Genomic DNA, 26,539 nt, shown 5'->3' with positions numbered 1-26,539 from the left:
CTGGCACCTTGCGAAGGTGAATTGCGGAAGCGGAGCGTGGTATTTGCCTTAGCGCTTTAGAAGTATAGACACATCGACACGAGGTGCGAAGAAGCAACGCCAATACAGCTGATTGGTTACAACATATTTATTCTCGCAGATATGGTATTGTCCATCCGGGGATTCCTGTACACGGTCCCGTGGGATGGTGAAATTATGCGGCAAATAAGTGTACCCACCGTCTACCCTGGACCGCACCGAAGACCGAGGTACGGCGCGGCAATCCGAACCACCGCAGCACTTGAATTTGGTCTGCGGGTCAATCTTGTCTTCGTACCAATCATGGGCGTTAGCGGCTGTTGCGGCGGCGATACATATTGCCGTGAAGATGAGCCTTCGCATGGCGTTCCTCAAATATCTGGCAGGCGCTGCTCGTTCGGGTTTCCATGTATATTAGCGTTCCATTGAAAATACCATTGGTCTCCGACCGACTGACGCAGCTCCAGCCAGCGACGCTCGCAACTGAAAGAACCGCATTGGTCACGTCAGGACGACACTTGCGCCGAACAAAAGGTCTGCTCTTGTCGCTCCGGTTCGAAAGCCGCCTGTCTGCTCTGCGCCTCACAAATCGACCGTTCACCTACGAACCCCTGCCGCGTGCAAGCCGACATCCCTATTGAGGACATTAGGCGTTCCGCAACTACGGCAAGAGATCCGTCACAGCGCGCCCACTTCCGTCCATAGCCATAGGGAAGCTGGCATGTTCGTGGATGATTTTCCAAGAACCGGCGATGCGCCTTAGCACGATGGTTCGCCGGCTCCAGGAGTCGACCTTTGTGCCATCGGTCTTAATGCCAGTCATGCGCGATAGCCCGAAGGCCACTGCAAGATCGCCGTCGATTATGAGCTGCGGGTCAGCCATGTGAACGGTGACGCCGTTGCACCAAGTTGCAAACCAAGCATTTATCCCTTCGATGTCGCGTGCCTGTTCGCCTCGATAGGCAAGCGGCGGCGGCAGATCGAAAACCACGACATCCGGGTCCATGGCATCGACGTTGGCGTGGGCGTCCCCCTTGGCGGTTGCGTCTTCCTGGCCCCTGATGACAGACAAGACTTCCTTTTCAGACATATAGTTGCTCCTTCATTTTCTGGAACGACGAGGCCGGGGCGATCAATCCGACATCGACACGCCACCATTCGTGACAAACATGGCCGGTCCTAGCTGCTGTTGCATCGTGGTATCAAGAGTGATGAGCCCCTCATCTGCCGGACATCGCATCATCGGGGCTCTAGTGGCCCACCGCGAGTGCCAATACGACTAAGGGACCGACCAGCAAGATGGCTGGTCGAACGAGATCAACCGCGTTGAGTTGGGGCATGGCGGGTGGCGTCTTTAGTTCAAGCCGAGTTACCAACGCGGCATGAGAATTTCGATTATTGGCTTCACTCGTGCACCAGCATTATGCCGCGTGGTTCACGAGTTAGTCGGCGTGGATCGCCTCACTTCGACCCATGAAAAAGACAGTTTGGTGCGGTGGAAATCGGCCAATGCCGTTCGGCTAGGATTGGTGGCCCGTGACGCCGTGTGATGTGGGCCAATCCGACACATATGGCGCTTTCCAGTTCAACTTCCGCTATTCGCCCCATGTGTCCAAAAGCCGACAGTCCGCTGTCGGCCCGAAACGGTCATTCCGGTGCCAATTTGCGAGAATCAGTGCGCGTGTGCAGGGTGGCGCAAGAAGGACGGTTCAGTCGAAGAAGCCCGCATCCTCTTCCCCGAGATACTTCCTGGCTGCTTCGGCGTCGATATCGAGGCCCAGCCCCGGCGCTTCCAGCAGGTCCACCATGCTGTCCTTCACGATCTGCGACGGCAGGCCGATTACGATATCCTCCCACCAGGGGTCGGAGGCGCTCGGGTATTCGAACGCGATGTAGTTGGCGGGCAGGGTGGCGCAGACATTGATCAGCGCGCCGAGGCCGAGAAGGCCGTTCGCGGTGCCGTGCGGTGCCATCAGGATCGAGTGCATATAGGCGTGCTCGGCGACCCATTTGAGCTCGGCAATGCCGCCAATATCGGCCGGATCGGGGCCGATGACGCGCACCGCCTGCGTTTCGATCAGCTCCTTGAAATTGTGCCGCAGGTAGATCTGCTCGCCGGTATGAATTGGTGTCGAGGTGGAGGTGGTCAGCTCCCGATAGGCCTGCGGATTGACCCACGGCACATAGTCGCCGGTCAGCATATCCTCGAGCCACATCAAATTGTACTTCTCGACCGCGCGAGCGAACTTGATCGCATCGGGCAGCATCCAGCCCGGGCCGCAGTCGAGCGCCAGGCTGACCTTGTCGCCCAGCACTTCCTTCATCGCGATCACGCAGTCGAGCATGTGGTTGAAACCGCGCTCGCTGATCACGCCCTGATCCATGGCGCCGTGATAGCCGGCCTTCTTCTGCGTCACGCCGTAGTGAAAGCCCTCGATGGTGTCCTTCATGTCGGAGTGGAACGAGATTCCCTGCTTGATCATGAAGAAGTTCTGCGGCTGCTCCATCATCCATTTGACGTCAGCGGCGTAATCCTCCGGCCGGTCGCCCGTGCGTTTCTGGCGGATCGAGCCGTTATAGACGCGCACCTTGTCGCGCACCTTGCCGCCGAGCAGTTTGTAGGCCGGCACGCCTGCGGCCTTGCCGGCAATGTCCCACAGCGCATGCTCGATAGCGCTTACCGCCGCGCCATAGGGCTTGAAAGAGCCGCGTTGGCGGATCTTCAGCATCACCCGCTCGACGTCGGTCGGGTCCTCGCCGATCAGCGCCTCGCGGAAATGCAGGACCCAGGGCTTGAGGTAGGTCTTGGTGAACTCGACTTCGCCCAGGCCATAGAGGCCCTCGTCGGTAACGATGCGGACGATGGGGTGCCTGCCGATAACGGCACAGCGGAGGTCGGTGATCTTCATCTTCGGTTCTTTTCGCCTCAGCTCCAGGTGCGGTCCCAGGAATACTCGTTGTCCCAGTGATCCGTGGGCTGCCAGATGTCGGTGACACCCGGCTGCAGATGCTGCGAGATCACCTCGTCGACGACGTCGTCAATCCCCAGGCCCGGTTTGTCCGGAACAGTGATAAAGCCGTCCTTCACGAGCGGCTTGGAAACGCCGGCGACGATATCGTCCCACCAGTCGACGTCGGCAGAGTGGTATTCGAGCGCCATGAAGTTTTCGGTCGCGGTCGCGACATGTGCCGCGGCCATTGCGGCGATAGGACTTTCGGCCATATGGATGGCCATGGCGACGCCGTGATCCTGTGCCATGTCGCCGATCTTCTTGGTCTCCAGAATGCCCCCGCTGGTGAGCAGGTCTGGGTGGATAACGGAGAGGCCGCCGCTCTTGAGCAGAGGCTCGAAGCCCTCCTTAAGGTAGATGTCCTCGCCGGTGCAGATCGGCACCGTGGTGGCGGCCTGCAGTTGTCGGTACTGCTCGGTGTACTGCCATGGGATCACATCCTCGAGCCAGGCTGGCACGTATTTTTCAATCCGCCTCGCGAGGCGAATACCGTTCTGCAGTGAGATGTGGCCGACATGGTCGATGGCGAGCGGAACATCCATGCCGATAATTTCGCGAACCTCGGCAATGTACTGCTCAAGCAGGTCGAGGCCCTTGTCGGAAAAGTGGAGGCCAGTAAACGGGTGGGGGACATTATGCAAATCATACGCGGCATTGCGGGCGCGCCGCTCCTCCGTGGTCTTGACCGGGCCGCGGCCGGGGTGGACGCGGTACCCTTCAAGTGAGCCGGCAGGGGATACGACCGCACCGGGTACATCCGCGATCTGCATCAGCCCCAGATCCATCTTGAGGAAGGTGAAGCCAAGCGCCATGCGCTGCTTGAGGCGCTTGCCGGTCTCGGTGCCGCTCGGCACGGTCGCATCGGTATCGCAATAGAGGCGCACCTTCTCCCGAAACCGGCCGCCAAGCATCTGATAGATGGGCACGCCATAGGCCTTGCCGGCGAGATCCCACAACGCGATTTCGACCGCCGAGACGCCGCCGCCTTGCCGGCCGTGCCCACCGAACTGCTTGATCCGGCGAAACAGGCGGTCGATGTCGCAAGGGTTCTCGCCAAGCAGCCGGCTCTTCAGCATCAGCGCGTAGGTGGCGCTGGCGCCATCGCGCACTTCGCCAAGTCCGACGATGCCCTGATTGGTGTAAATCTTGAGCAGGGTTGAGGTGAACGGCGCGCCGACGATTTCGGCTACCCGCATGTCGGTGATGCGAAGCTGAGATGGCCTGGAGTTCGCGTTCACCCGATTGAGCGCCTCGTCGGCGCCACCTGTCTTTGCCATGACTTATCCTCGTTTTCGGCTTGTCGCCCCGTACCCTGGGCATAGAGTGTTGCTAGCCCAGCTCAATCTCGTGGGCCTGCAGATAGTCGCGGTCCATCTCAATACCGAGACCAGGCTTCGACGTCAGCTTGAGGCTGCCGTTCGAAATGTCGAGTGGTCTGTCGATCAGGTGATCGTATTTGCCCAGGTTCCACTCCGACGTTTCGAGTTTGTAGAAGTTGGGGACGGTCATCATCACCTGTGCTCCCGCAACCACATTGATCGGTCCCGCGGCGTCATGTGGCGAGACCGGGACGTAGTAGGCTTCGCATAGGGCAGAAATTTTCTTGAGTTCGGTAATGCCGCCGGTCCAGGTGACGTCGGGCATGATGTAGTCGGCGAGCTTGTTCTCAAGTACCGGCACGAAATCCCACTTCGTGTGGCCGCGCTCGCCCCACGAGATGGCGGTATTGACCTTCTCACGCACCTGCTTGAGGGCGTTAAGGCTCTCGGGCGGGCAGGGCTCCTCAAACCAGTCGATCTGACCGGCTTCCTCGAGGCTCCGACAGAGGCGAATGGCGGTGGGAACGTCGAAGCGGCCATGGGCATCGATGAGAATGTCGACATCGGGTCCCGCCGTTTCACGGATCAGAGCCGTGAGTTCGGCGGCTTCGCGCTCGTCCTTGCGGGTCATGCTGCCATCGAGGTAGCCGTCCCGCTGTTCGCGAGGCAGACCATCGGCGCTGCGACCCTGGTGCGGGTAAGGATCGAACTTGAGCGCAGTGTGTCCGGACTCGACAATGTCTAGAATTTCGCGGACCACGGCTTCCTTGCTCGTGAATTTGGCTTGGTTGGGATGGGTGTAGAGCGCGATTTCATCGCGTACTGGTCCGCCCAGCAGCTCGTAAATCGGCTTACCAAGGACTTTGCCCCGGATGTCCCAGAGGGCAATATCGATGGCGCTCACGCATTCGACGGCGGCGCCGCGGCTGCCCATGTAGGTGAAGCTGCGGAAGATCTTGTGCCAGAGATGCTCGATACGCGCTGGATCCTCGCCTGTCACGGCGACACCGATCTGCCGCAGGATCGTGCAGAGAGCGCGGTTGGCGAGCCTTGTGGTGGTGGTGATCTCTCCCCAGCCACTCACTCCCTCGTCGGTCGTCACTTCGACGAACAGGAACTCTCCCCAATAAGAAGCATCGGACTTGATCAGCCACGGCCGAATGCTCGTGATTTTCATCGCAACTACCTTTGTCTGAAAATGGTCAGCCTAACGATGTTCTGGACTGGATATTCTATCCGGCCCGAGCGGCGTTGCGCGCACGCATCTGTTCGAGAATATGCCGGCCCGAGCCCTCGACATGGCGGGAGACGAGTTCGGCCGCCTTGTCGGCCTCTCCCGCCTTTACGAGCGCGATGAGTTCGCGGTGCTCGCGCATGATCGCGGCACGTCGCGCCAGCGTGAAGTTGAAACGACGGCTCACGGCTCGCAGCACTTCGCGATGCTTCCACCAAAGCTCGGCGGCGTGGCGGTTATAGTGCCGCTGGTACATCACGGTGTGGAAAGCGGTATCCAGCTCACTGTGCCTGAATGTGTCGGCGAAGTTGTTCTCTTCAATCAGGCCTTGGAGACGTTCGAGTTCGGCAATGTCCTCGCCGGTAGCCATATTCACAAACCATCGTGTCAGGGCTGGCTCGATCAGAACACCGATCTCGTAGATATCCCGGACAAAATCCTGATCAATGGGTCGGACGCGTGCCCCGCGGTTGGCGACAAAGATGACAAAGCCTTCGCCGCGCAACAGCTGCAGGGCCTCGCGCACAGGATTGGTCGAGGTGCCGTGACGCCGGGCCAGATCGGTGACCACAAGCCGTTCGTTGGCGGCGAGCCGTCCCTCGATGATGTCTTCCCTGATCAATTCATAAAGCGAGGCGCCCTCGCTGGAGGCTCCGATGGGATCGGTGCCCACAGGTGGCATAGCTTTGAAATCGCTTATTTCGGCCAAGGCCGGCTCCCCAACTTAATACATACCTTGCCCGATATCACACACGGCTTTCGCAAACAATGTACGATCCTGCGCGTTGACAGGCAATCCATGATCTGAAAACGTACCAAGGGATCGGGAGGATACATTGAGCATCCTCGCGATCGAAACGAGCAAGGACCGCTTTGCCTTGGCGCAGGGCGGCATGGGAGAACCAGGGAGGATACCTATGACGAGGATTACGCTCGGCAGTGCGGTCCTGCGCGGCACTGTCGTCACTGCTTTGATGGCATCCCTGATGCCCACATCGGCGCTGGCTGCGCCACCGGTCGACCTCAGCAAGTGGTCGCCGGAATATGTGCGCTCCATCGCCGGCACACAGGATTTTGACACGGCGGCCGATTGCGCCAAGGTCACCCCGCTCGACTACAAGGGGCGGCTGACTTTCTGGTATCAGGGCGTGTTCGAGGGCGACCCCGACCTCCTGCGCCAGTACTACAAGGATTTCTTCGAGACCTTCCGCAAAACCTATCCGAACATCCAGCTCGAGGAACAAGCCCTCACCTATAACGACCTTCTCGACAAGTTCCGCACGGCGCTCCTGGGCAATGCCGCGCCGATGGCGGTCCGCCTGCAAATCCTGGGTGGTACCGAGTTCGCCTCAAAGGGCTATCTGGCGCCGCTCAAGCCAGAGGATGTGGGGTATTCGACCGAGGATTTCTGGCCCGGCGCCATGAAGGCCGTGACCTGGGAGGGCGTGACCTACGGCATTCCGACCAACAACGAGACGATGGCGTTCATCTGGAACGCCGACATCTTCAAGCGTGCGGGTCTCGATCCGGACAAGGCTCCGGCAACCTGGGAAGACGTCGTCAAATATTCCAAGCAGATCCACGACAAGCTCGGCATTGCCGGCTACGGCCTCGTGGCGCGCAAGAATGCCGGCAATACGCCGTACCGTTTCATGCCACAGCTGTGGGCCTATGGCGGCGGCGTCTTCGACGAAGCCACCGCGAATCCGACCTATGAGCAGGTCCAGCTCGATAGTCCCCAGAGCAAGGCGGCGCTGCAAGCCTCCTACGACATGTATGTTCGCGACAAGTCGGTTCCGGTTTCGGCGCTCACCAACCAGCAGGCCGATAACCAGCCCCTGTTCGTCGCCGGCCAGCTCGGCATGATGATCTCGCACCCGTCCGATTACAACGTCATGCTCGACCTGCAGAAAAAGGCGACGGGCACCGACAAGGACAAGGCGCAGACGGTCATCGACAATATGCGCTACGGCCTGATTCCAACTGGCCCCGACGGCAAGCGCGCCGTCGTGTTCGGCGGCTCGAACATTCACATCCTGAAGCCCGAATATGTCGAGGGCGGCAAGGTAGACGAGCCTGCTGCAAAGGCTATCATCTGCATGTGGACGAGCCCTGAATGGTCGCTGAAGATGGCCTACGCCGGATCAAACCCAGGCAACCTTAACGGCTTCAAGACCAAGTGGATGAAGGAACGTCTGGACAACATCAAGTTCCTCGATGTCACGACCTCGATGCTGCCATACGGCATTCCGTTCCCAGCGCTGCCGCAGGCCCCCGAGATCATGAACATCATCATCCCGGACATGCTGCAGAATGCCCTGACCGGAGCGATGACCGTCGACGAGGCGGCGGACGACGCGGCCAAGAAGGTAAAAGACGTGATGGGCGGACTCTAGTCCAAGCCTGACCTACGACCTGACCGGCTGCGCCGCTGGCGCAGCCGCCTCGTTCCGAAGAATAAGGGCACGCCACAAGTGACGATCGTGACCGGCAAGGCCGAGGCTCGCCGAAGATTGCAACCCGGTACAGCCGGCACGCTGCGGAAGATCTGGGAGCATCGCGCGGACTACGCGTATGTGCTCCCGGCGATCGCCGTGATGCTCATCGTCATCGCCTATCCGATCTACTACACGGTCGAGCTGTCGTTCTTTAAGACACCGCCTGGTCTGCAGCTCCGCGACAAGACCTTCATCGGCTTCGACAACTACACGACGATCCTCACCAGTCAGGTGTTCTGGAAGGTCACCTGGAACACACTGATCTGGACGCTGGGGTCCACTTTCATCTCCTTTGTCCTGGGGTTTGCAACGGCGCTGGCGCTCCACCGCGACTTCATCGGCCGTGGTGTCTTGCGCGCTATCCTGATCATCCCTTGGGTCATCAGTGCCGTCGCCGCCTCCTATATCTGGAAGTGGATCTACCATTCGGACTTCGGGATCATCGGCGCGGTGCTGGTCGGCCTCGGATTGGCCGACCGGCCGCCGAATTTTATCGACAATGTCAGCACGGTGCTGCCCTCCCTGATCGTCGTCAATATCTGGCGCGAGTTTCCGTTCGCCATGATTATGATGATGGCCGGCCTGCAGACAGTCCCCGACCAATTGCTGCGCGCCGCAAAAGTCGACGGTGCCAGTGCATGGCAGCGCTTTTGGCACGTCACCTTCCCGCACTTGCGCAACGTCTCGGTGGTGACGATGCTGCTGCTCGCAGTGGCCAACTTCAATTCCTTCATCATCCCCTGGATCATGACCGGCGGCGGGCCGTCGAACGCATCGCATATCTGGATAACCCACATTTATGAGCTCGCCTTCGGACGGCAGCGCTGGGGCGTGGCATCGGCCTATTCAGTGCTCCTGTTCCTCACACTGATGACACTGGGCTACTTCTACGTCCGTGCGCTAAGCGGCAACGAGCGGAAAGAGGGCAGCGCATGAGCACGATTGCCGAGACAGCCTCTCGAGCCCCGACCCGTCGCCGCATGCGCGTCGACGGTTGGCGGTGGGCCGGGCGCATATTCCTCGTGTTCATGCTGCTTTATACTGCGTTGCCGATGATCTGGATGCTGATCACCTCGATCAAGTCCGGATTCGCGGCGACGCAATTCCCGCCGCAATGGTGGCCGGACGAGCCTACCCTCGCCAGTTACCAGAAGCTGCTCGATCCGCAGAACAGCGTCGGCCAGGATTTCCTCCGCTTCTTCTGGAACAGCCTTTTCGTGTCGACGGTTACGACAATCCTTTCGGTGATCGTGGCTGTCCCTGCGGCCTACGCGTTTTCGCGCTTCAGTTTCCCCGGCCGGAATTTCCTGTTTTTTGCCGTGCTGCTGCGCAATATGTTCCCGGCGGTGATCTTTCTCGTGCCACTCTTCATCCTGATGCGCGCGATCGGGCTGGTGAACACGCACGGCTCGCTGATACTCACCTATCTCACCTTCGGCCTGCCGCTGGCGATCTGGCTGCTCAAGGGCTTTTATGACAACATCCCGGTGCAGCTGGAGCAGGCGGCGCGCATCGATGGCGCCACACGGTTCCAGGCCTTCATCATGATCGTGATGCCGCTCTCGACGCCGGGGATCATCGCCACCGCAATCTATTCCTTTATCGGCGCGTGGAACGAGTACATCTACGCCTACACCTTCCTCTCCAAGAACGAGCAGTTGACCCTTCCGGTTGGCATCCAGCGCTTCTTCTCGGAAAATACGACGGACTTTCCGGGCCTGATGGCGGCCAGCTTCATGATGAGCGTGCCCGTCGTGGTGCTGTTCCTGGTCCTGCAACGATACTTTGTACGCGCCCTTACAGAAGGCGCGGTCAAGCACTAGGGAGTTGCCGATGGCCCACGTGGTCCTCCAAGATCTCGTCAAGAGCTATGGCGGCTTCAAAGCTGTCAACCACGTCTCGCTGACGGTCAATGACGGCGAGTTCGTTGCGCTCGTCGGCCCTTCAGGCTGCGGCAAGACAACCACGCTCAATCTCGTCGCCGGGCTGACCCCGATCACATCGGGCGACATCATCATCGGCGAGCGGGTGGTCAACGACCTCGACCCCAAGGACCGGGATATCGCAATGGTGTTCCAGAACTACGCGCTCTACCCGCAGAAATCGGTCTACAAGAACCTGGCGTTCCCGCTTCAGATGCGCAAACTCCCTAGGGACGAGATCGACAAGAAGGTCAAGGAAGCGGCGCGAGTGCTCGACATGACGCATCTGCTCGAGCGCAAGCCGCGCGAACTTTCGGGCGGGCAGCAGCAGCGCGTGGCCCTTGGCCGTGCCCTCGTCCGCGACCCTGCGGTGTTCCTCATGGACGAGCCACTGTCTAACCTCGATGCCAAACTGCGCGTGCAGATGCGGTCGGAGATCAAGCGCTTCCACCAGGACCTCAAGGCGACGATCATCTATGTGACGCACGACCAGCTCGAGGCCGTGACCATGGCTGACAAGATGGCGGTGATGAATGGCGGCTACCTGCAGCAATACGATTCACCGGCGCAGGTCTTTGCCCATCCGGTGAACATGTTCGTCGCCAGCTTCATCGGCAGCCCGGCGATGAGCCTTATTCCGCTGGAGGCGTCGACGGCAAACGGAAACACGGTGTTGACCGGCGCCGAGGGCTGGCGCCTTGAGCTCTCGCCGCGCAATGCCCAGAAGGTCGTGAGAGCGACGACCATGAAAGTCGTGCTCGGCGCACGTCACTCGACGATCAAGCTCCACAAGAGCGCGGTCCCCGGTTCCATTCCGGCCAAGGCCTACACCGTGGAACCGACCGGAGACGTCACCTTCGTGCAGGCGTTCCTGTCCGGCGCCATCGTCAACGTCAGCGTGCCGCCGAACATTGCCGTCTCGCCCGACGAGCAGATCTGGCTCGAGTTCGACCAGGAGCGGATGCATCTGTTCGACGGCGAAACTGAAATGGCCCTCAAAGCCAACTGAGATAGGGCCGATGCGTGTGGAACGTGGGCGTGGATGACTGAGAAGCTTAAGATCACCGCGATCAAGCCCTATCCGGTTTGGGTAGGAACGCGCAACCAGATGCTCGTCAAGGTCGAGACCAACCAGGGCATCTTCGGCTGGGGCGAGAGCGGCTTGAGCGGTCGCGAGAGGGCCGTGGCCGGCGCGGTCGAGCACTATCGCGAGTTTCTCATCGGTCGCGACCCGATGCAGATCGGGCGGATCTGGCAGGAGGTTTACCGCAGCCAGTACTTCGAAGGCGGGCGAGTCCTGCAGGCGGCGATTTCCGCCATCGACATCGCCCTTCACGACATCAAGGGCAAGGCGCTGGGCGTGCCCGTCTACGAGCTGCTCGGCGGCAAGCAGCGCGACCGCGTCCCCACCTTCGCCTCGACCGGCGACGAGGCCGAGGGCGATGTTGCCATCGGACGGGCCCGCGAACTTCGCGCACAGGGGTGGCAGGCGATCCGCTTCTTCCCCTTCGGGCAAAACAGCAAGGACATCTTCGAGCCGCGCGAGTCCATCGGCGCTACCGCGGGTATGCTGAACAAGGCGCGCGAGGCGCTGGGCGACGACGCCGTTCTCGGCATCGACTATCACCATCGGCTGTCGGTGGCAGAGGCGGCGAGCTTCTGCAACAAGCTCGGCCGCGGCGTGCTTGATTTCCTCGAGGAGCCAATACGGGACGAGACGCCGGAGGCCTATGAATCGCTGCGCACGATGACCGACATCCCCTTTGCCATCGGCGAGGAATTTGCCAGCAAGTGGCAGTTCCTGCCCTACATCGAGCGCGGCATCCACCAGTTCAACCGGCTCGATGTTTGCAACGTCGGCGGGCTCACCGAGGCAATGAAAATCGCTGGCTGGAGCGAGGCGCACTATGTGGACCTGATGCCGCACAATCCGCTTGGTCCAGTGTGCACGGCCGCTACCGTGCATCTCGCCGCCGCAGTACCCAACTTCGCGTGGCTCGAGACCAGGGCGCCCGAAACAAAGCTGGGCTTCGACAGTTCCGACTTCTTCCCCGTGCAACCACGGCTCGACGGGACCGATTACCCGGTCGGCGATCTGCCGGGGCTCGGCGTCGAGGTCAACGAAGTGGCGGTCCAGGCGCAGAGTTTGCGTTTCTGGGAAGCGCCTCACCTTAAGCGCCGCGATGGTTCTGTTACGAACTGGTAGTTCCATTCATCCGGAGTCGACAATGACGCATACTTCCGACATCACGCGGCCGCCTAAAGACCTGATCGACGCGCTGAGGGAGATCGGCGCCGCGACGGTTGCCGGCACGCTTGGCCAAATGGGCTTCCGCAATCCGCACATGGTCGGTCCGGTGGCGCAAAACCATGGGAAGTCGATCGTCGGGCCGGCATTGACGCTGCAGTTCCTGCCGCAGCGGCCGGACCTGTTCACCGAGGGAGAATATGCCGATCCGGAGACCCAACTTCACCGGCACGTGCTCTACCACGCGCAGGAGGGCGATGTGGTCGTGGTCGACGCGCGCGGCGACATGAGCTCGGGTGTCTTTGGCGATATGATGTCGACTTATTTCAAGGGCAGGGGCGGGGCGGGTATCGTCATCGACGGGTGCATGCGCGACCGGCCCAATGTCGAAAAGCTCGATCTACCCCTATGGCTGCGCGGCTGGACGCCAAACTATCATGTGCAGACCAGCATCTATCCCAATGCCGTCAACGTTCCGATTGCCTGCGGCGGTGTCACGGTGATCCCCGGCGACATCATCGTCGCTGACGACGACGGCGTGGTGGTGCTTCCCGTCGTGATGGCCCCGAAGGTGATCGAAGAATCACAGAAGCATCACGATTGGGAGGAGTTTTCGCGAGCCAAGCTCATGGAGGGGGGCCCATTGCAACGCTACTATCCGCTGCATGACGATGCCCGCGGGGAGTACGAGGAGTGGCGCAAAGCAAATCGCTTGGAAAACCCGAGTTAGCGCATCAACTACCTCGTGGCGGGGCCGGGGAGTCGAGTTTCGTCGTCGGGCGCCCACTGCACTGCACTGAACGATCGAGACGGTCCGGCTCCCGCCATCTCGTGCGGGCACCAAGCGTTACACCATGCGGACCTCCAATGGCTAACCGGAAGCCTCATCAGCGCCTAGAAGCTGACGTAGCACCGGGCGTTCGGCAGCCGAGTTCCGCGACGATCGACGCCATTGGCGAAGGCGTGACGAAGCTTGTACGGGCTGCTGCAGAGTAACCTCATGTATCGCCAAGACACGCCAGGAGGCGGCTGCTGATCCTTCTCGCAGCGCGGATCACCTAGTCTCTAGGCGCGTCGAAACGCTTTTTCGGCGTCCGCCGGTACGAGGCACGATCAGCCTAGTCTAGTTCGAAAGAGCTCCTGAAGGCGACAAACGGCGGCAGGCTTAACAGAAAATCAGATGTCGGTTCAATTTCGCTCGCTGTCCCCAATGACTAGGTTCTGAACCAGGAAGTCGATGAAGACGCGCATCTTGGCAAGTGGAAGCCGGGTCGCTGGCCACACCACATGAATCGGGATCGGCGGTTGTTCGAACGCTGCCAGGATAACCTCAACCGCCCCGTCGTCTACCAGGTCTCTTACTTGCCAGAGTGGTACCCGACCGATGCCCAACCCCGCAGCGACCGCCGCATGGCTTGCGGCGGCATTGTCGACGTGAAATCGCGCACCCACATTGACGCTCAGCTGCTTGCCGGCTTCCAGGAATTGCCATTTTCCAGCATCGCGGTCGGTGTTGCGGAAGATGCACTGATGGTTCGCTAGCTCCTTCGGATGTTGTGGCCGCCCGTACGTGGCGAAATACGACGGAGCGCCGAAAATGACGAGACGCATCGCTCCAAGGCGCCGGGCCTTGAGATCGTAGTCGCGGAGTTCCCCGATGCGAACAGCAAGGTCGAGTTCATCTTCAATGAGATCGACGAATCGGTCCGACAGTTTGAGGTCGACCTCGATCCTCGGATAGCGCTCCATGAAGCGGGCCACGACGGGTACCAGGTAAGTAGGGCCGAAGAGCACCGGCGCTCCTACTCTTAGGAGTCCGAAAGGTTCGGCACTGCGCTTGCCGGCTTCGGCCTTTGCTTCGACAATCTCAGACAGTGCCGGTTTCACCCGTCGATAAAAGTCGTGGCCTGCCTCAGTCGTTTGCGTGTTGTGGGTGGTTCGGCGGACCAATTCGACGCCGACGCTGGTTTCAAGCGCGGCAAGCGACCGGCTGACAGATTGCAAGGAGCGGCTGAGGTGCCGCGCCGCGGCTGAGAGATTGCCGCGCTCCACGACAGCGAGAAACGCCTCAATGTCTCGAAATCCGCCCATGATGATCTCTCAAATTTAGAGAGACCATATCACATTTTCCGCGCCTACCATCCGAAAAGCGGAACTCGATATTTCACTCGATGGGGCAGGGACGCCACCTCGCTACGAAAGGAAGAACTCATGTCAGAACCCAAGAAACGAACTGTTCTGGTTGTCGGTGCGTCCGGCCGCAGCGGCGGCTTCGTCGCGGCCGAGCTTGCCCGGCGGGGCATAGCGGTGAGGGCGTTGGTCCGCAGTGAGTACGCTGCTGCGACGGCACGCGCGAGCGGAGCGACCGAAATTGCTTCAGGTGACCTTCGAGATCCGGAGAGCCTAAAGGCAGCGCTGAGAAACGTCGACGGAGTCTATCATGTCGGACCGCCGTTCGTGGCCGATGAAGCGGACCTAGGCATAACCATGGTCAAGGCCGCAAAGCGTGCCGGTATCCGCAAGTTCGTTTTCTCTTCAGTTATCCACCCGGCGAACGGACTTGCAAACCACGCAAGCAAGCTGCCCGTTGAGCAGGCCATTCTCCGCGCGAATTTGGATTACACCATCCTCTATCCGGCGACGCTGTTTCAGAACATGGCAGCTGCTTGGAAAGGCGTGGTGGAAACCGGCGTCTTTGCCGAGCCGTTTGCGAAAACGGCGCGCCTGGCGCGTGTCGACTACCGCGACGTCGCCGAAGTGGCGGCCGAGGCCCTGACGTCCGACCGGCTCGCCTACGGCTCTTTCGAGCTTGCGGCAGAAAGTATGCACGATCGCGTTGAAATTGCGGGGATGATGAGCGTCGCCCTTGGCCGGCCCGTGGAGGCAGCCGAGGTGACGTTCGAGCAATGGACCGCTGTCGCGAAGCCGCCCTTCCGGGGGGAGCAGCTTGCTCAGCTCGAACGGGTATTTCAGTCCTATTCCGACTTCGGTTCCGCCGGAAACAGCCTGACCTTGCGTGCCATCCTCGGACGCCAGCCCCGCACGTTGCATCAGTTTTTCGAGGAACTTGCTGCAGCGTCGCGCGGGGCGGCCGCGGCCGCCTGATCTCATCGACGCCTTCGGCCATTTTCTCGCAAAGAGGGTATCTCCGATGTCGGTCTCCCAATTGATCTTCCAACTCGTGCCACGGCGCAGACACGGAACGTCATCTCTCGATTACCCTGGCAGAAGCAATGCCTCTGCCACCGAGGGCCGCTTGGTCCCAGTTTTCACCGCCGCCATCGCCGCAATCGTATTGAGCCTCTATGCCTCTCAACCGTTGCTCGGCTTGATTGGGACTACATTCGAGGTTGGTCCGGAAATGGCGGGGTTGGTTCCGACCGTCACACTGCTTGGTTACGCAGCCGGACTGATCTTCCTGGTCCCGCTCATCGATCTGATGGAGAACCGTTGGCCTATCGGGCTGACACTTGTCCTCATGGTGCTTTCGCTGATTGCCAGCGCGCTTGCCCCAACGGCGGCACTTTTTCTTGTCGCCTCGACCTCCGTCGGCATCACCTCCACGGTCGCGCAGATGCTCGTTCCGGTCATCGCGAGACTGGCGGCGGAAAAAGATCGGGGCCGCATCGTGGGCACGGTGCAGAGCGGCATCGTGGTGGGCGTCCTCCTGTCGCGCCCGTCCGCAAGCCTGGCTGCCGAGTTTCTTGGATGGCGTGCATTCTATGGTATCATGGCCGTATTGGTTGCTGTGCTCGGCCTGATCCTTGCGCGCGTTGTCAAGGCTCATCGCCCGGCGACCGGTCTTCAGTACGGCGCTCTCATCGGATCGCTTTGGAAGCTGATCCGTGAAGAGCCATTGCTGCGCCGTCGCGTGCTTTATCAGTTCCTGCTGATGGCTGCCTTCAATATTTTCTGGACGGCGGTCGCCCTGAGGCTTGCTGAGCCACCATTCGGGCTCGACCAGATTGGCATTGCAGCCTTCGCACTGGTCGGCATACCCGCTGCGTTGATTGCGCCTTTCACGGGCCGGATCGCCGATCGAGGCTGGTCAGATGGCGCAACGCGATTTGCACACCTGTCGGCTTTCATCGGCGTCGTGCTCATCGGATTGCCAACTTCCGGCGGCTGGGGTCTCTGGGAGGCGGATCGCTTCCCCTGGCTGTCGCTCGCGGCGTTGGCCATTGGGGCGGTTCTGCTTAATCTCGGTACTGTCGCCGACCAGGTGCTCGGCCGCATCGCCATCAACACAGTCCGACCGGAGGCGCGCGGACGCATGAATGCGCTTTTCACCGGGTTGTTCTTCTTGGGTGGGTCGGCCGGCTCCAGTCTCGCTGGAGTATGCTGGGCCCAGGCCGGCTGGGCAGGCATCAGCGGTGCAAGCTTGGTCTTTGCCTTTGCTGCACTGATCGCCAGCTCTGCGAACTGGCATCCGGGGACACCTTCGGTGCCGGGGGAAACCTCAACAAACCTGTAACAAACGAATAGTCAGCTCGCGCCGAGCTCGCCGGTGGCACAACGACGCGCCATGATGTTTGAATCCGGAGCCCACAATATGCGACGAATGAGGCCATGGCGCGGGATGCGTTGTCATCTTACCTCGTACGATGCCACTTGGCCCCGATGGCGGGCTACCTTTTCGCGATTCCCGCAAACCCGCATATTGCACCAGCGACGTTTTCCGCCCCGTGAGATGTCTACGAAGAGCCACCCACATCGTGGGCACACGCGGAGCCTTGCGCGGGGTAGCGTAAAAAACGCCTCGATGGACAAGAACGCAAGGAATGCGGTCACCAAGGCTGGGTCTTCCCATTGATCAGACGCCAGAGCGAGCCGTGTCCCATCCCACGCGACTTGCTGGGCTCCCAACCTGTTTGCGGCGCGTGAGCATAAAAGACCAAGCGGTTGCGAGGGAGGCTCCAGATTTGAGGCGATCGCGTCGAAGAGCGCGTATGACGATTCCCGTATGTCACGAACTTCGTGGAGGAAGTGCCGATCCCGTATCTCGGCAACGGCCACTGCTTCCTGTTCATCTGCCAACCCCGCGGCGAGCAACCACGTCCCGATATCGCGAGGGGAGTTGAAGAGTTCATTGTGCAGGGGCGGGTTTCGCCGGTCATACACGGCGTTCGAAAGGTCGAGGGCGGCGTGGCCGCCTATGAAGTGCTCTGGCACCCAGGCCGTGGGATCGCGCGACAGGGAACTTAACCTTTAATATTCCGTTACATGGTTACAAAACGTAACCGGATTGACCGATTTATCAGGTTTCTTCGCTCGCTGCAAACCAAAGACGGAAAACGGCCATGCTGAACGTTCATAAAGCCAAGCATCATACGGTCGAAGTGGACGGGGTGAACTTGTTCGATCGCGAGGCGGGGCGGCGCGATGCGCCCGGTGTCCTGCTGCTCCACGGCCAGCCCAGCTCATCGTACAGCTTCCGCGACGTCATCAACCCGCTGGCGGAAGTGGCACGGGTCGTCGCGCCCGATCTGCCCGGGTTCAGCTTCACGGAGGCGCCAGAAGACTATCCGTATACGTTGGAGGCCCTGGCGCAGACGATCGACCCGCTCAAGTCATGTGTATGTCGGGCCGGCGACGCTTCGTGCGCAGCAGCTGCCCTACATCCACACCGACGCCGACAAGCTCAGCTGGCGAAAAGAGGTGGGCGACAAGCTCGATCCAAAGGCTGACCCGCTGGCGGAGAAGCGAAAGGCGTTCTGGGACCGCATCGGCACCATGCCCCCGGCCCAAGAGATCAGCGAGCTTGAGGCCCTTGGATATGGCCCAGGCGAGGAGCGCTCCAACAAGTCCTTCTGCCCGTTTAGGTAAGTAGCCTCGCACGGAAGCATCAAGCACCGTAGCGGAAGGTTGCCTCGCTGGAGGATTGCTATATGGGAAAGCAACTTTTATCTGCTGCCACAGGAATCTTTCTATTCGTAGGTATCGGAACCGCCGCCGCTCAGGACGTCATCATTCAGCCTGAGCAAGACATGGTGATCCGGGAATATGTAAAGAAGAAGCCGATAGCATCCCTGAGCCTTCCCTGTGCTGAGCTCAACATTGGCACCGCTCTGCCCGACACAGTCAGAGCTTTACGAAGTGCCGGACGTTCAGTACCGCTATGTAGTTGCCGAGGGACGAACCGTCCTGGTTGATCCAGGTACCCGCAAAACTTTTAAGATCTACGACTGATTTTCTACCTGAAGCCCGCCGTGCCGAAAAGGTGCGGCGGGCTTTTTGCGTTCAGCCGATCCAAGCAACTGATCGGGAAGCCTTTCGTTTCGTAGAACCAAAACCGGTGACAATCGTTTCGTAACTATGGCGATCCCGCCTGATGGAGAAAACCATGGACTGGAACCGCGTGGAAGGAAACTGGAAGCAGGTCAAAGGCAAAGTTAAAGAACAGTGGGGCAAGCTCACTGATGACGATCTCGATCTAATTGCCGGAAAGCGTGACCAGCTCGAAGGCAAAATTCAGGAACGCTACGGCATCGAAAAGGACAGGGTCCGATCCGACGTCGATGACTGGTACAGCCGCCAATCATGGTAGCGGACGATGCGCCCGCCGCCGGCATACGGCGGCGGGCAGCCTCACGGAACGCGCGAGATGCCGCGTTTGGTTCCAAAGTCGCCAGGAGCTATGTCGGGTTCTTCATGCTTACTGCCATCAATACTTCCGGTACTCCGGCAAGCGACGAGGTCGATAGCTTCGTCATGCTGCCACCTTCAGGGGCTCGGTCCGAAGCGGTGTTGCGCGAGGTCGAAGCATTCCTGAAGGCCTGCTTCCCGGAATATGATTTTCTTGCAAACGGCTGCGGCACGCCGTTCGACGATGACTACCAAATCGTGCCAATCCGTTGCGTTTGCGGCGAGGAGCCGGGCACGTTGCGCTTGCTCGACTTTCCTGACCCGTCCATCATGATGGGCATCGCTGCCGCTCTGAAAAGTTTCAGGCCAGGGCAGCCGCCGGCGCTGAACTAGAGGGACGGTCGCGCCGCCGGGCTTCCTTTGCGCCCCGCCATCAAAGACGAGGAACGCGACGGCTTTTCCGCTCGTTGATCCTTTATGCCCTCTACCTCGATTCGCAAAACGGAGTACGATCCCGAGCGGAAGGTACTTTCGGTGTGGTTCGTGGCCAGCGGCAAGCGGTACGAGTTTGAGGGTGTTCCGCCAGAGACCTTTGCGGCATTCAAAGCCGCGTTCGCGAAGGGCCGCGAGCGATAGCGACCCGGGATGACCTGACATGTCGTGGCGAGGTGGCGCTAAGTGCGACCAGTCCTTGGGACCTCGTCCAGGAGACTTGGACCTTTGCTCGGTGGCAACTGGCCGTCGGGAGTGAGCTTGTCCACTGCGTCAGGGAGTTCTCTTGTGAGCCGATCGAGAAGCTCGTCATGGGACAATCCGGTCTGCTCGGCCAGATCGTTCAACGTTTGCGGGTCGATTGCTTTTTCAACCTGCTCCCGCTGAACGGGTCGGTTTGATCCTTTACTTACCCACGAATCAACCTGGTCGCCGGCACCTGCATTCCTGAGGCGGTCCAGGATGTCGCCGAGGCCGCCGGGCGAGCCGGCACTATTGGGATCTGTCGATCTCTTTCCCGCGATCAGCTCGCCGATCTTGTCCTTGTTCTTGTAGGCAAGCAGGCCAAGCAACGCTATGGCTACCTTTCCTATGTCAAGGCTCATTTGTCGTCTCCTTCATCCAAAAGGGACAAGGCATGCGGCTCTGAAAGGTTCCGCCGGGTCGGATCTCCCACCGGAATTCCGGGCCCCCGCCTGCGACGATGGTTCGATCAAGCAGCACCGTGCCGCCAGCCGCATAACGGTTCGTTAGGCATGTTGAGGCGGTGATGGGACTATCTCCAAACGTTCCATCGACCGTCTTCCAAGCGCTCGGTAGGCGGGCAGGCATGCATCATCTCCCAATGGGTGTCGCCCTCGCCATTTCGCTTGCATTCGGTATAGTCGTGACGGCGGTTGCCGGGAAGGATCAGTCGGAAGGCTGCAGCACGTGGTGCTCATCGGTCCTGGGCGATGTTCCCATGAGGGGCACGCGTCACGATGTAGAGGCGGAACCGGACATCGGGCACTCCGAGCCCTAAACAGAGGGCCGTAGCACCCCCTGGACGACCGCGGTGCGCTGAGCCTCGATGCCCAGTCCCGAGCGGCCTTACCGCCGCGTGGAGACACCACTGCGCTCGGCAACTTGACCTCCCCAAGGGTGCGCAAACTGCAAACCACCGTTTGGTGGCGCCAAGCGTCTAAGACCCCGGGCCCCGGTAAAAAGCGGAGCCAATGATTAGATGGCTCTAGTCGGGAACAAAGTCGAATATCCATGATTTTGTACGTTGCCCTGAGTGGCAGTACCGATAGCTATCCAACGGGTGTTCCATGGATTCTCCAACGTTGCCTCCGCCACCTCCGACTGAACTCAGCCAAACACTGAAACGCAATATCCAAGCGATTGAGGAGCGCCGGGCGAAGGAAGCAAGCGATGCAACTTTGGAAGAGAAAATCGCTGAGGCGATTACTTCTTTTACGGGCAGTATGCGTTTCGTGTACCTTCACTTGGCCGTGTATGGCGGCTGGATCGTCTTGAACTTGGGCTGGATACCGATCACTCCGCCATTTGATCCGACATTCGTGATATTGGCTATGGTAGCTTCCGTCGAGGCCATATTCCTCTCGACCTTTGTACTGATCAGCCAAAACCGGATGTCAGTTGCCGCAGATAAACGGGCGGATCTGGACCTTCAGGTGAGCCTGCTAACGGAGCACGAACTCACAAAGCTTACTGAACTTGTCGATTCAATTGCGGATCGGTTGAGTGTAAAACCAGCCTTAAGCGATATAGAAGTCGGCGAGATTAAGAGAGACATTGCGCCAGAAGCAGTACTGGACGAGATCGAATCGAAGCAGCGGGAGACTGCGAAGAAGCTGGACCAGCGCTGAAGGTGGTGACGAAGGTCACTGATGTGTCTCCCTCTAGCTCATGGATCGACGTCTCCTTCCGGCGCGCCCTGGTCTTCAGCCAGAAGATTGCTTCAGTGACGGCCCTCGACCTTCACCGCTCGCCTTGCGGTATAGGTTCTCGGCGACCCGTGCGTCGGCCTTGATGGCGCCGCTCTCGAGCTTATGGGCATAGGTCGCCTTAAACCTGCTCGTCTGTGGCGAGCACGCAGGCAATGTCGCCCGTGCTAAGCCCGAAGCCGGCCAGCGCCTCCACCCTACCCGCGAGGTTCATCTGAGCGGGCCGGAAGCAGGTCAATCAGAACGAGCGCGTCGGCACCGCATGGAAGACGTCGCGAAAGCCGCGAATATCACTCGGTCAAGCTCGACGATCCAAGCTTTCCTGCTCCGATTTATGCAAGCGTGGTCGATACCCAGACAAAAAACGAGTTCTCGCTCATCATTTTCCCGCCGCGCCGCAGAGTGATCCGCCCCAACACGGAGCCCCGTCGCAAAAGGCGGGCTTCGCCACGTTCAGGTACGACACTGCTTGGAGCTCCTTATCGGGTGCAGCACGCTACGCTTTGACGAGTGCCTTGCGCGCCTTCTTCACCGGCGACTTGACGGCCGTTGCGGTTGTTGTCGCCGCCGCGGCGCGAGCAGCTCGTTTTGGTTTTTCTGCCGCTGCTGGTGCGGGCGCCGCCTTGCGCCCGAGCCCAATTGATTTCGCAAGAGCCGAGCGGGTGGCTGCGTAGTTCGGCGCCACCATCGGATAGTCGGACGGCAGGCTCCATTTCTGGCGGTACGCGTCGGGCGTTAAATTGTAATGAACTCCGATGTGCCTCTTGAGGGATTTGAACTTCTTCCCGTCTTCCAGGCAGATGATGAAATCAGGTGACACTGATTTCTTGATCGACACCGCCGGCTCCAGCTTGACTGCGGCCGGAACGACAGGCGTGCCGATCCCTTGCAAAGCAACATAGGTGTCCCCAATCAGCTTCGACAACTCGCCGACCGGCAAGGGATTGTTCGACACGTAGGCGGAAACGATGTCGGCCGTAATTGATGTGAGATCAGCCTGGTTGTTTCGGTCCGGAGAAACGTTCATCGAGTTTTCCTCTTGTCTAATGGCACGCGTTGAAACAGATGAGCTGTTTATTTCGGAATCAGGCAAACAATTCGTCGTTTCCGCCAACAAACCTCATTCGTTGCAAATATCAACCGGCACGCTTCGCTTTCATCAGCTCCAGACAAGGTTGGGAGGCGCTCGAGGTCGGCAGCCTGCTGATGAAGCAATGCAACAGCAGCTTATTCGGCGGGGTCGAGGTCCGACACAATGCCACCGATCGGCAGCGGCAGGAACGAGGCCCAGATCACTGGGCCCGCTGTCTGAGAAGTGCCAGGTCAGCGTCCCATTGACGTCGAAGGCTACAGCCGGACCGGTCTGCGCGACACGCGCATGAGCCCGCGGAAGCAGCGGCGATGATATCGCCGAACTCTCGCGCCCTCGGCATCGCCAGGCAGACATCCCCGGCTGTTCGGGTGCCTCGGCGCTTCAGAACGGCCATCCAGCATCCGGAGTTGGTGCGCAATCTGATCGTGATTACGATAGCGTTCTGGCGAGCTTTTCTCGCTTGACGCTTTGCCACGGGTGCGTTTTTCTCTTGGGCCATGCTCAAGCCCTTGCTAGACACCGACGTTGCCGACGAGGCGCCTGGCTACGACGAAGAGCACCTGCTTACCTTTATCCGCCTGCTTGATGCTTCTGACGAAGGGGCCGATTGGAGGGAAGTTTCTAGGATCGTTCTGCACGTGGATTCGGACAAGGAGCCGGAGCGGGCCTTCACAGCCTGGCAGACGCATCTAGCGCGCGCGCACTGGATGACCATCAACGGCTATCGATATCTTCTTTCCGGTGGCGCGCTGCGAAGCCAGGATCTGGTGAAAGTCACCGCGATGAAGATCGGAATGGTATGGACGGCTCGTTTGAACGGCATTTTGAAGTCCCAAATTTCAGTAGCTAAGCAGCGGCGCGGGTATGATCTTTCACAAACCCGCGCACCGGGTACAGCCCAACCCAATTCCACGCCACTGGCGTGGTGCAATGCCTGATAGACCGGTCGTGCTGTAGAGTGCGGCGTGTTTTTCACGGTCGGTCGCACAACTCTTCAGCTTGGATAGGTGAGGACAGCGCCGCCTCGGTCCAATCCGATCTTCCGAGCCTCAAACTCGGTCCTGGATTGCGCAAGGAGATGTGGCATGGTTGGTTCTGATCGGATCGACAAACTGATCGCAGCGGTGCCCGCGGCCTTGGCGCTTCGCGCCGGGCTGGACCTCGGCATCTTCACCCGGCTCGGGAGCAGCGCGGTGACCGCTGACGGCCTTGGGGCCGCGCTCCAAGTCGAGCCCGATCGTCTGTCGCGGCTCCTCTACGCGCTCGCCAGCATTGGTCTTCTCGAAGTCAACGATGGTCAATTTCGCAACGGAGCCGAAGCGTCAGCCTTCCTCGACGCGTCCAAGCCAACCTATCGCGGCGGCGATCATGCCCTCCTGCGGGAGCTCTGGGGAGCCGACTTGCTGACGGCAGAGTCGCTGCGACAGAACCGGCCGGCTGCGCTGCACGACTTCTCCGAAGCGCGGGCCGAGGCCGCGGCGGCTTTCAGCCGCAGGCTCGCACCGGGCGGGGTGATTTTCGGCCGACATTTGGCCCGGGAGATGGACCTCTCGGCGATCAGTTCGGTGATCGACATCGGCGGGGGCTCCGGGACCATTCTTGTCGGACTTCGGGAGCGGTGGCCGCAGATTGCGGCGACGCTGATGGAGCTCCCAACGGTCGCAGCGGTCGCGCCAGCGATCCTGTCAGAATACGGTGCAGACGACGTGGTCGTCGAAGAGGGGGACATAACTGTCGCTCCATCGATCGGTCGGCACGATCTGGCGATCCTGAAGGCCGTCGTCCAGGTGCCTCCGCCGGACCAGGCGCGCAGTTCGATCCTGAACGCGGCACGTTGCCTCACACCCGGAGGCGAGATCGCAATTGCGGGGTGGGGTGTCGTCGATGACGACCGCCTCGGCCCGCCTGAGGGTGTCTTTCTGAATGTCACTTTCTTGAACCTCTATCGCCACGGCGAATCGTACACTGAAGGTCAGTATCGCGCGTGGATGACCGAGGCTGGATTCCGGGATATTTCGAGGTCGCGCCTGGCGGACGGCTCCACGCTCTTTCGTGCGCGCCTCACGGGCTGACCGTGGCTGAATCGTTGATTTTCGGACGCAGGGATCTCCGAGGCGCCCCGCGACTTGATTGCGGTTGCGGCTGTCTTGTCGCTGCTGCCGCCCGAGCAGCTCGTTTTGGTTTTTCCGCTGCAGCTCTTGCTGGCGCGGCCGCCGTTGGTGAACAACCGGGTGGCCGGTTCGGTACGCGCAGCAAACTCCCCCTCCGATTGCTGCATTGGTCGGTGGCACCGATCGCAGCCCGCTTCTGACGCCCGCCCTGATACTGCCGTATTAAACGCAGAAGCCTACCGAGATTCCAATTTACCTTTTTCCCAGCCATCTGCGGCAATGGACTCTGTTCCCCAATGTGCCGCCACGTGCGGATGGCTATGTTCGAAGCAGCGGCGTCCTAGGTTCGGATAAAAGGAGTGGCCTGATTTGTTGCGTGCGAGACCTTTTCCCATCGTGGCAAGGATTGCTTTTCTGGTCACACTGGCCGGTGTCCTCGTGCTCGCGCTCTCACCGGTGTGGCTTTTGCAGAATTTTGGTTTCGGGTTCACCTCTCACGATGACAAGCTCAATCACGCCGCAGCGTTCGTCGTGTTGACGGCTATCGGCAGTCTTGGTTGGCCAGAGCACAGAGCAAGGCTGATAGTTTTTCTCGCCCTTACTGGCGGCGCGATCGAGATACTGCAGGGCATGCAAATAATAAGTCGCGACATGGATATCTTCGACTGGTTTGCCGATTGTGTCGGCATCGCGTGCGGGCTCGCGATTGCAAGCTGGACAAAGAAATTAGCTGACGGCTTCTCCTAGAGGTCGCATCCTGGCAAGTACGGGCTGGCCGCGTAAAGTACTTGCGCGGTGAATAGGATTTGCGGCACGCTTCGCTAAAGGATTTCCGCGAGGAGAATGGGATGGCCGTAGCTAAGAAGGACTCGGAGTCCCGGAACTAGACGCATGAAATACGTCATCGCCTCGCTGTTCGGCGCCTTCCTGCTGTTCGGTTTCATCGCGTTGGCTGGCGCTGGCCACGGGTGGATCGCGGGCGCGTTGAGTTGCCTGCCATTAGCTGCGGTCTCGTTTGCCGCTTGGCTCAACGCACTGCGCACTATACCTTCACTCCATATCGCTAACGGATTGCTTGTTACCGCATGCGTCGTGCTCGTAGGTACGGCGTATGGAACGCTATCAGAAGGCGCACGGTACTTCCTTGATTATTGGCACCTGCAAGGTCCCCTGGCCGGGCCGGTTATCGCCCTCATCTATTTCAACTGGGTCTTCGCTTGCGGGCTCACGTGGTGGCGTCGCCGCGCAGAGACTTAGCTTTGCATCGCCCTCCCGGGAACCCGCTAGAGAGGACCGACGAGCAAGAAGACCATCGCTCGGCAATCGCAAGCTCCGCTTCCGTCCTCGCCTCTCTTTCTGGGTCCATATTGTCGGCGGCGATGAGCCGTCGCGGGGATTGCATGATTTCGCCTCGCGTCCATCCGGCCCAAGCAGGCAACCTACGATGGCTTGGAATCCCGGCCCCATGGCCTCCTGGCAGTATCTCGCGATCGGCACGCCGTGTCGTCTTGGCGGCGTGATCATCCTCGCTCCCTAGAGATACGCTTAGCCGGCACGCTACTCGATGATCTTCACAACCACGTTTTCACGGCTTGCTTCTGCGCGCGCGTAGTCGATGCTAGCGTTATAGTCCGCTTTCGGGCTGGCGATTCTTTCAGGGCGCTCTGCTGGACCGGCGATGATATGGGGAGGCGCTCGCAAATCGCGCCCCACGCGCGGGTTGATCGGTTGATCAACATCAAATCGTGAATATGAGAAATGCGCTAACTGTGACCGCGGTGGTCACCGTGGCTCGAGTGTCAGCAGATGTGGTAAGGTTGAGTGTCGGCGAGTAGCAGAGGTCCAGCAACAATGACTTTGAGGCGAACCAGAGCTTACGGCGCATCCGGCTTGGCTCTAGCGCTTTGCACTGTGTTTGCTTGGCAGAACGCCACTGCCGCTCACAATTGCCACGCAGCCGCGACGCCTGGCGTCAATTGGCACGAGTGTGACAAGAAGCTTCTCATCCTAGAAGGACAGGACCTGAGCGGGGCGAACCTGTTCGGTGTTGATTTCACTT

Annotated in this window: 26 protein-coding genes and 2 pseudogenes; 19 read left to right on the top strand and 9 right to left on the bottom strand. The window is 60.0% G+C overall.

Going from position 1 to position 26,539, the window contains the following annotated elements; genetic code table 11:
• Positions 1–679 precede the first annotated feature (679 nt).
• The 5 genes from NKH43_RS19955 to NKH43_RS19935 form a co-directional block, all read right to left on the bottom strand.
• Positions 680–1,108: a YybH family protein gene (locus NKH43_RS19955; protein WP_352859526.1), complete on the bottom strand. Its 429-nt coding sequence runs from the start codon at positions 1,106–1,108 to the stop codon at positions 680–682.
• A 619-nt stretch (positions 1,109–1,727) separates the two neighbouring features.
• Positions 1,728–2,927 (bottom strand): mandelate racemase/muconate lactonizing enzyme family protein, encoded by a 1,200-nt coding sequence (locus NKH43_RS19950; RefSeq protein WP_352859525.1) that lies wholly within the window; start codon positions 2,925–2,927, stop codon positions 1,728–1,730.
• A 17-nt stretch (positions 2,928–2,944) separates the two neighbouring features.
• A complete protein-coding gene (locus NKH43_RS19945) occupies positions 2,945–4,306 on the bottom strand; it encodes a mandelate racemase/muconate lactonizing enzyme family protein (protein WP_352718094.1) in 1,362 nt (453 codons plus the stop codon).
• A 52-nt stretch (positions 4,307–4,358) separates the two neighbouring features.
• A complete protein-coding gene (locus NKH43_RS19940; RefSeq protein ID WP_023721828.1) occupies positions 4,359–5,525 on the bottom strand; it encodes a mandelate racemase/muconate lactonizing enzyme family protein in 1,167 nt (388 codons plus the stop codon).
• A gap of 55 nt (positions 5,526–5,580) precedes the next feature.
• On the bottom strand, positions 5,581–6,291 hold the full coding sequence (locus tag NKH43_RS19935; RefSeq protein ID WP_023721827.1) for a GntR family transcriptional regulator: 711 nt from the start codon (positions 6,289–6,291) through the stop codon (positions 5,581–5,583).
• A gap of 208 nt (positions 6,292–6,499) precedes the next feature.
• On the opposite strand from NKH43_RS19935, the gene NKH43_RS19930 reads away from it, so the two are divergent.
• The 6 genes from NKH43_RS19930 (at position 6,500) to NKH43_RS19905 (ending at position 12,980) form a co-directional block, all read left to right on the top strand.
• Positions 6,500–7,978, top strand: a complete 1,479-nt coding sequence (locus NKH43_RS19930; RefSeq protein ID WP_031194862.1) for an ABC transporter substrate-binding protein — start codon at positions 6,500–6,502, stop codon at positions 7,976–7,978.
• A gap of 78 nt (positions 7,979–8,056) precedes the next feature.
• On the top strand, positions 8,057–9,016 hold the full coding sequence (locus tag NKH43_RS19925) for a carbohydrate ABC transporter permease (RefSeq protein ID WP_023721825.1): 960 nt from the start codon (positions 8,057–8,059) through the stop codon (positions 9,014–9,016).
• Complete coding sequence (locus tag NKH43_RS19920; RefSeq protein WP_031194860.1) at positions 9,013–9,903, top strand: carbohydrate ABC transporter permease; 891 nt, start codon at positions 9,013–9,015, stop codon at positions 9,901–9,903. Before NKH43_RS19925 ends, NKH43_RS19920 begins: the two co-directional genes overlap by 4 nt.
• 10 nt (positions 9,904–9,913) lie before the next feature.
• Positions 9,914–11,011, top strand: coding sequence for an ABC transporter ATP-binding protein (locus tag NKH43_RS19915; RefSeq protein ID WP_023721823.1), 1,098 nt, complete (start codon positions 9,914–9,916; stop codon positions 11,009–11,011).
• A 33-nt stretch (positions 11,012–11,044) separates the two neighbouring features.
• Entirely contained in the window at positions 11,045–12,208 is a 1,164-nt protein-coding gene (locus NKH43_RS19910; RefSeq protein ID WP_023721822.1) for a mandelate racemase/muconate lactonizing enzyme family protein, read from the top strand.
• A 22-nt stretch (positions 12,209–12,230) separates the two neighbouring features.
• Positions 12,231–12,980 (top strand): ribonuclease activity regulator RraA, encoded by a 750-nt coding sequence (locus NKH43_RS19905; RefSeq protein WP_023721821.1) that lies wholly within the window; start codon positions 12,231–12,233, stop codon positions 12,978–12,980.
• 458 nt (positions 12,981–13,438) lie between these two features.
• On the opposite strand, the gene NKH43_RS19900 is transcribed toward NKH43_RS19905, so the two are convergent.
• On the bottom strand, positions 13,439–14,341 hold the full coding sequence (locus NKH43_RS19900; RefSeq protein ID WP_023721820.1) for a LysR family transcriptional regulator: 903 nt from the start codon (positions 14,339–14,341) through the stop codon (positions 13,439–13,441).
• Between the two features lie 120 nt (positions 14,342–14,461).
• Between NKH43_RS19900 and NKH43_RS19895 the strand changes: the two genes are divergently transcribed.
• Both NKH43_RS19895 and NKH43_RS19890 read left to right on the top strand, forming a co-directional pair.
• Positions 14,462–15,355: an NmrA family NAD(P)-binding protein gene (locus tag NKH43_RS19895; protein ID WP_352483889.1), complete on the top strand. Its 894-nt coding sequence runs from the start codon at positions 14,462–14,464 to the stop codon at positions 15,353–15,355.
• Positions 15,356–15,401: 46 nt separating this feature from the next.
• Positions 15,402–16,724 carry an MFS transporter gene (locus tag NKH43_RS19890; protein ID WP_352859523.1) on the top strand — a complete coding sequence of 441 codons (1,323 nt, stop codon included), beginning with the start codon at positions 15,402–15,404 and terminating at the stop codon, positions 16,722–16,724.
• Positions 16,725–16,837: 113 nt separating this feature from the next.
• Here the strand turns inward: NKH43_RS19890 and NKH43_RS19885 are convergent, their stop codons facing one another.
• A complete protein-coding gene (locus tag NKH43_RS19885; protein ID WP_023721817.1) occupies positions 16,838–17,422 on the bottom strand; it encodes a CGNR zinc finger domain-containing protein in 585 nt (194 codons plus the stop codon).
• Between the two features lie 128 nt (positions 17,423–17,550).
• Between NKH43_RS19885 and NKH43_RS19880 the strand changes: the two genes are divergently transcribed.
• The 5 genes and pseudogenes from NKH43_RS19880 to NKH43_RS19860 all read left to right on the top strand — a co-directional run bounded on the left by NKH43_RS19880 (position 17,551) and on the right by NKH43_RS19860 (position 19,471).
• Positions 17,551–17,937, top strand: coding sequence for an alpha/beta fold hydrolase (locus NKH43_RS19880; RefSeq protein WP_245278717.1), 387 nt, complete (start codon positions 17,551–17,553; stop codon positions 17,935–17,937).
• Between the two features lie 201 nt (positions 17,938–18,138).
• Positions 18,139–18,439 (top strand): annotated as a pseudogene (locus NKH43_RS19875) (DUF1236 domain-containing protein).
• A 154-nt stretch (positions 18,440–18,593) separates the two neighbouring features.
• On the top strand, positions 18,594–18,797 hold the full coding sequence (locus NKH43_RS19870; protein ID WP_031194857.1) for a CsbD family protein: 204 nt from the start codon (positions 18,594–18,596) through the stop codon (positions 18,795–18,797).
• Positions 18,798–18,997: 200 nt separating this feature from the next.
• Positions 18,998–19,228 carry a hypothetical protein gene (locus NKH43_RS19865; RefSeq protein WP_352496536.1) on the top strand — a complete coding sequence of 77 codons (231 nt, stop codon included), beginning with the start codon at positions 18,998–19,000 and terminating at the stop codon, positions 19,226–19,228.
• A gap of 84 nt (positions 19,229–19,312) precedes the next feature.
• Entirely contained in the window at positions 19,313–19,471 is a 159-nt protein-coding gene (locus tag NKH43_RS19860; protein WP_023721813.1) for a KTSC domain-containing protein, read from the top strand.
• Between the two features lie 38 nt (positions 19,472–19,509).
• Here NKH43_RS19860 and NKH43_RS19855 read toward each other — a convergent pair whose 3' ends face one another.
• On the bottom strand, positions 19,510–19,932 hold the full coding sequence (locus tag NKH43_RS19855; protein ID WP_023721812.1) for a YidB family protein: 423 nt from the start codon (positions 19,930–19,932) through the stop codon (positions 19,510–19,512).
• A gap of 705 nt (positions 19,933–20,637) precedes the next feature.
• On the opposite strand from NKH43_RS19855, the gene NKH43_RS19850 reads away from it, so the two are divergent.
• Together NKH43_RS19850 and NKH43_RS35340 are read left to right on the top strand one after the other, a co-directional pair.
• On the top strand, positions 20,638–21,198 hold the full coding sequence (locus NKH43_RS19850; RefSeq protein ID WP_023721810.1) for a DUF1003 domain-containing protein: 561 nt from the start codon (positions 20,638–20,640) through the stop codon (positions 21,196–21,198).
• A gap of 315 nt (positions 21,199–21,513) precedes the next feature.
• Positions 21,514–21,783 (top strand): DUF736 family protein, encoded by a 270-nt coding sequence (locus tag NKH43_RS35340; RefSeq protein WP_084643003.1) that lies wholly within the window; start codon positions 21,514–21,516, stop codon positions 21,781–21,783.
• Here the strand turns inward: NKH43_RS35340 and NKH43_RS19840 are convergent.
• The gene (locus NKH43_RS19840; RefSeq protein WP_023721808.1) at positions 21,773–22,303 is read right to left on the bottom strand and encodes a Ros/MucR family transcriptional regulator; all 531 of its coding nucleotides are present in this window, start codon (positions 22,301–22,303) and stop codon (positions 21,773–21,775) included. The genes NKH43_RS35340 and NKH43_RS19840 overlap by 11 nt on opposite strands.
• A gap of 563 nt (positions 22,304–22,866) precedes the next feature.
• On the opposite strand from NKH43_RS19840, the pseudogene NKH43_RS19835 reads away from it, so the two are divergent.
• The 4 genes and pseudogenes from NKH43_RS19835 to NKH43_RS19820 all read left to right on the top strand — a co-directional run.
• Positions 22,867–23,118: pseudogene (locus NKH43_RS19835) on the top strand (DUF2285 domain-containing protein); the annotation flags it as partial.
• Between the two features lie 336 nt (positions 23,119–23,454).
• The gene (locus NKH43_RS19830) at positions 23,455–24,441 is read left to right on the top strand and encodes a methyltransferase (RefSeq protein WP_352611051.1); all 987 of its coding nucleotides are present in this window, start codon (positions 23,455–23,457) and stop codon (positions 24,439–24,441) included.
• 408 nt (positions 24,442–24,849) lie between these two features.
• On the top strand, positions 24,850–25,227 hold the full coding sequence (locus NKH43_RS19825) for a VanZ family protein (protein WP_245278716.1): 378 nt from the start codon (positions 24,850–24,852) through the stop codon (positions 25,225–25,227).
• A gap of 144 nt (positions 25,228–25,371) precedes the next feature.
• Positions 25,372–25,737, top strand: a complete 366-nt coding sequence (locus NKH43_RS19820) for a hypothetical protein (protein WP_352859521.1) — start codon at positions 25,372–25,374, stop codon at positions 25,735–25,737.
• The last annotated feature ends 802 nt before the right edge of the window (positions 25,738–26,539 follow it).

The organism is Mesorhizobium sp. M1163, from assembly GCF_040318415.1.
Lineage (GTDB): Bacteria > Pseudomonadota > Alphaproteobacteria > Rhizobiales > Rhizobiaceae > Mesorhizobium.
The sequence above is the reverse complement of the archived record's forward strand: the minus strand, read 5'-3'. Positions and strand labels throughout refer to the sequence as shown.